The sequence below is a fragment of the Candidatus Omnitrophota bacterium genome (assembly GCA_018894435.1).
Lineage (GTDB): Bacteria > Omnitrophota > Gorgyraeia > JAHIPI01 > JAHIPI01 > JAHIPI01.
Genome location: JAHIPI010000045.1, coordinates 1 through 4894 on the forward strand (window position 1 = coordinate 1; position 4894 = coordinate 4894).

Genomic DNA, 4894 nt, shown 5'->3' on the forward strand with positions numbered 1-4894 from the left:
AGATGGCAAATATTTAAACATTAAAAAGGAGGTCAATCCCGTGATGCTTCCAAAAATAAAACCCCGCATATTTCCAAAACCGGAAGTCTTCGGCTCAATGAGCATGATAAAAATGAAAAAAAAGCTTACGAGCGAGATGGGATTAATCTGCTGCGCCATTAATGGAATTGAAAAAAATAGTAAAAATCCTAAAACATGCGGGATTTTTTTCATGGAATAAACAATATATAAGCCAGCTACTATTATTACGAATATGTTGGATTCTATGCCCCAGGTAAAGGGAATCCTGAAAAGAGTAGCTAAGAACAGGGCAAAATTGGCTGGATTAAAAATATGCTTCCCCTTAAACCTGAAAAGATTTTTTGACACAATAGCTAAGATTGTAAAAACTGCTAATACGAGCCACGGCTCCGTATAATTTATGATGCCTGAAACAATAAATCCTGAAATGATCGCGCTCTTGGGAAATACCCTCTGGTGAAAAAAGAAATGCTTAATTAATACATCGCATCCGGCCGCAAGAAAAACGCCGCTGAATATCCAAAAGATAAACCGAATATCCGACTGTGTTGCTTTTATTAAAAAAAGTACACATAATAAAAAAATCACTGGGTTTCGTTTATCTGTCAGATACTTTTTCATTCTTTCACGACTAATTTTGCCTTCATGCCGCTGTGGCCGCTACCACAATAGACTGAGCAAACAATATCAAAGCTGCCTGCCTTATCAGCCAGAAACTCTATTTTTTTTGGATCATCTTTCTTGACAGGGACGTTAATATTGTACTCCTTAATATATATTCCGTGCGTCACATCGCGAGAGTGGACATACAGTTTTACAATGTCTCCTTTTTTAACCGTTATAACCTCGGGGGAAAAACCGAATTGAAAAGCTTCAAGATCCACATCTTTTATCTTTGAGATATATTTTTCAGGATTCTTTTTAAACTCTTCAATGCACGATGAGCAGCAGAAGTTATATGTTTTGCCTTTATAATTATATGAGTATTCTTTACCGGCCTTCCCGCCTAAAACAGGGCAGACTCCTAAATCTTCTTCTCCCTCGTGCATGGCCATCTTGCCCATAGCATGCTCATGGCTATTATTGTGCTCATAATGTTCATGGGAATAAGCCATGCTGGTTGCCAGTAGACCTATTAAAATTGTGGTTAAAACTATTTTCATTCTTCCTCCTTTCTTACGTTTTCCCGGCAATTTCTAGCAGGAAATTTTCTTTTCCGAATTCCTCAATCAGTGAGCCAAAGCGCTGCCTAGGTTTGGCGTGTCTTTTATAAAAGGCAACGACCCTTTTTACGATCTGCAGTACCTCGTCTTCGGTAAAAATATTTTCTGTTTTAAATGCGTTTCTGGGTGTCCTGCCGCCCGAACCTCCCAAGTATACAACATAACCGATCCCGACGCCGGATGTTGAAGGGCCTGCCTGGCCGTGTATGCCTATCTCGCTAACCTGCGGACGCGTGCACGCATTCGGGCATCCTGAAATAGCTATCTTAAACTTATGAGGCAGGTCCATGCCGCAGGCTATGCCCAGCTCCTTCTCTATTCTTTCTGCAAGAGAAAAAGTATTGACTAGCCCTTGCCTGCACCAGTTGTTGCCGGGGCAGACGGTCGTGGCCCTGAGGCGGGGGCCCGATGTACCCAGAGCTATCCCGGCGCTTGCAAGCTCCGCTTCGACTTCCGGGATATCCTCAAATTTTATGAACGGCACCTCTATACCCTGGCGGACAGTCGCGTGGACAAACCCCCTCGCGTATTTCTGGGTCAGCTCATTTATTTTCGCGATGTGCTCAGCCTTGTATATTCCGGCGACCGACCTGGTACGCAGGACAAAAAATCCATCCTGTTTCTGCCTTAGGAATCCGCGCTTCTTTAAAGCATCATAGTCTATATTTTCCATATCTACATCCTTTCTAATCTGCCAATTCTAACCAGGTTAGAATTCAAGAGCTGCTTTCGCCGAATCTATTGTCTTTTTAATATCCCTTTCGGTGTGCGCAAATGACAAAAAGTTCGCTTCAAACTCCGACGGAGCTAAATATACGCCCTCATCAAGCATTTTACGGTAGAATCTCCCGAATAATTCTTTCTTTTCAAATCTTAAGCTGAACATCGGGCCAAAGCGGCTGACCTCAAGATGTACCCCGGAGCGTCTGGCCTTTTTCTCCAGCGTGCCTGCCAGATTTTCTGTCAGCGCGCTGAGAGCTTCATAGTTACTTTTCATCTTTGACAATACCTTTATAGTCGCAATTCCCGCCTGCATTACTACCGGATTTCCGGCAAACGTGGAGGCCTGGTATACCTTTCCTTCGGGCGCCAGATTATTCATTATATTTCTTCGCCCGCCATACGCCCCTACGGGCAATCCCCCGCCTATTATCTTTCCGAGGCATATTAGATCGGGTTTGATGCCAAGACTTTGTATCGCGGAGCCGTAATTCAATCTAAACCCCGTGATTATTTCGTCCGCTATAAGCAGAGAACCGTACTTCTTTGTAATGCCTCTTACGGATTTTAAAAAATCTATATCCGGCAATACCACGCCGTAATTTCCCCCGACGGGTTCAACGAGCACCGCGGCTATTTTTGAGCCGTACCGGCGGAATACCTTTTTCAGGCGAAGAAGGTCCCCGTAAGGGATCGATATGGTATCTTCCGTAAAGCTCTTCGGCACGCCCGCACTTTTAGGAATATCGAAAGTCAAAAGCCCCGAACCGCTTTTACTAAGAAGGTAATCCGCGTGGCCGTGATATGAATTCTCAAATTTCAGGATCTTGTCTCTTTTTGTATAAGCCCTCGCGACCCTCACGACGCCCATAACCGCCTCTGTCCCGGAATTTACAAACCTTATCTTTTGCACAAAGGGTATGGCCCTGGCTATCCTTTCGGCAAGTTCCGCTTCAAATTTATTTGTTGTGCCGAAGCTTGTTCCGTTTTTAATGGTTTCGACTACTACCTTAATCACATCGGGATGAGCGTGCCCCAAAATAAGGCTGCCCCAGGAGAGGACATAATCTATATATCTTTTTCCGTCGTAATCGTAGGCCTTGGAGCCCCGGCCGTACTTTATGAGCAGAGGTTCGCCCCCTACATATTTAAATGCGCGCACCGGGCTCGATACACCACCCACTAAATATCTTTTGGCCTGATTAAAGATTATCGAATTTTTCTTTTTTTTAGCCATTTTGCTATATCCTTTGCGTGGTAGGTAATTATTAAATCCGCGCCGGCGCGTTTAATTCCCGTAAGTATCTCCATAACCAATTTTCTCTCTAACTCTGTACTCTGTGCTCTGTACTCTGTACTCTTGCAATACGCTTTGACCATCGTATATTCGCCGCTTACATTATAGGCGGCCAAAGGCCGGTAAAATCTATCGCGCGCTTCCTTAATAACGTCGAGATAGCCGAGCGCGGGTTTGATCATTACGATGTCCGCGCCTTCTTTAATATCAGCTTTTATCTCTTCTATCGCGGAGGTTCTATTTGCAAAATCAAGCTGATATGCCCTCCTGTCTCCGAACGCAGGGGTTGAATCTGCCGCTTCTCTGAACGGTCCGTAGAAATTGGAGGCGTACTTCGCCGAATACCCCATGATCTTTGTATTCCTGAAGCCGTTTTTGTCCAACGCTTCTCTTATTGCCAGCACTTGATTTTTCGCCATGGCCGAAGGCGCCACGTAATCCGCGCCGGCTCTCGCGTGCGATAAAGCCATCTTCGAGAGTAATTCCAGCGTTTTCTTATTATCAATTTTAACTTGTGACCTTGTGACCTGGCGACGTGGTGACTTTAAGATGCCGCAATGTCCGTGCGACGTGTAGGCGCAGAGGCAGATATCGGTCATCACAATTAGGTCCGGGAAATTAGCCTTTAACGCTTTCACGGCCCGCGCGACTATATTATTTTCCTCATAAGCGGCCGAACCGGCATTATCTTTTTCTTTGGTGAGGCCGAAAATCAATACCGCGCGTATTCCGAGCTTTACCAATTCACGCGCTTCCTTAATAAGGGTATCCGGTGAGAATCTATAGATGCCCGGCATAGATTTTATCTTTTCGCGCAGATTTTTCCCGTCTTTTACAAACAAAGGATAAATAAGGTCTTTAGTTATGTCTTGCATAGTTTACGACCTCTCCCACCACAAGCACTGCCGGCGGCTTTACTTTCTTGCTCCTTGCTTCTTTTATTACCGTTCCTACCGTCGCTTTTATAAGACGCGCGTTTCGCGAAGTGGCCCGTTCGATAAAAGCGCAAGGCACGGAATCCGGCCTGCCGCTTTTTTTGAGCGCCTTGACAATATTGGATATGTTGGCTACACCCATCAGATATACAAGCGTATCGCAATGCGGAGCGTCGATCTCGGCGTCTTTATCACTTTTCCTTCCCGTCAACACTGCAAAAGACTGCAGCCTGTTCTTTACCGTAAGCGGTATGCCGAAACTCTCCGGCCCTGCGATGGCAGAAGTAATGCCGGGCACGATTTCCGTTTTTATCCCCCTGCCCGATAGATACTGGGCTTCCTCAATCCCCCGGCTAAAAACAAAGGGATCTCCGCCCTTAAGGCGCACTACCCGCTTATATATGAGGGCATTGTCATAGAGCAGCTTGTTTATTTCATCCTGCTCTTTAAGGTGCAATCCGTCTTTTTTGCCCACGCATATCTTCACGGTATTCTTTTTTGTATTTCGCAAAAGAGATTTATTGGACAAAAAGTCGTACAAGACGCAATCCGCCTTCTTTAATATCTTAAGGCCTTTTACACTTATCAAATCCGGATCGCCCGGACCTGCGCCGATAATATAAACTGTCCCCGTCTTATTTTTCATTTAAGCTCCCGAAGATATCCGATAAATCGCATCTATCGCGGCGGATCTGAAC

Annotated in this window: 6 protein-coding genes; 1 reads left to right on the forward strand and 5 read right to left on the reverse strand. The window is 45.1% G+C overall.

Annotation, left to right across the window (positions count from 1 at the left end):
* The coding region (locus KKI13_03475; protein ID MBU4488110.1) for a hypothetical protein at positions 1–220 on the forward strand (220 nt) is incomplete at its 5' end.
* A 418-nt stretch (positions 221–638) separates the two neighbouring features.
* On the opposite strand, the gene KKI13_03480 is transcribed toward KKI13_03475, so the two are convergent.
* Genes KKI13_03480 through cobA form a run of 5 tightly spaced genes read right to left on the reverse strand, consistent with a single transcriptional unit; the run spans position 639 to position 4842 of the window.
* Entirely contained in the window at positions 639–1184 is a 546-nt protein-coding gene (locus KKI13_03480) for a YHS domain-containing protein (GenBank protein ID MBU4488111.1), read from the reverse strand.
* A 13-nt stretch (positions 1185–1197) separates the two neighbouring features.
* Positions 1198–1917, reverse strand: a complete 720-nt coding sequence (locus tag KKI13_03485) for a hypothetical protein (GenBank protein ID MBU4488112.1) — start codon at positions 1915–1917, stop codon at positions 1198–1200.
* Between the two features lie 36 nt (positions 1918–1953).
* On the reverse strand, positions 1954–3201 hold the full coding sequence (locus KKI13_03490; protein ID MBU4488113.1) for a glutamate-1-semialdehyde 2,1-aminomutase: 1248 nt from the start codon (positions 3199–3201) through the stop codon (positions 1954–1956).
* On the reverse strand, positions 3174–4136 hold the full coding sequence (hemB, locus tag KKI13_03495) for a porphobilinogen synthase (protein MBU4488114.1): 963 nt from the start codon (positions 4134–4136) through the stop codon (positions 3174–3176). Before hemB ends, KKI13_03490 begins: the two co-directional genes overlap by 28 nt.
* Complete coding sequence (gene cobA, locus KKI13_03500) at positions 4120–4842, reverse strand: uroporphyrinogen-III C-methyltransferase (protein ID MBU4488115.1); 723 nt, start codon at positions 4840–4842, stop codon at positions 4120–4122. The genes hemB and cobA overlap by 17 nt, the downstream gene beginning before the upstream one ends.
* Between the last annotated feature and the right edge of the window lie 52 nt (positions 4843–4894).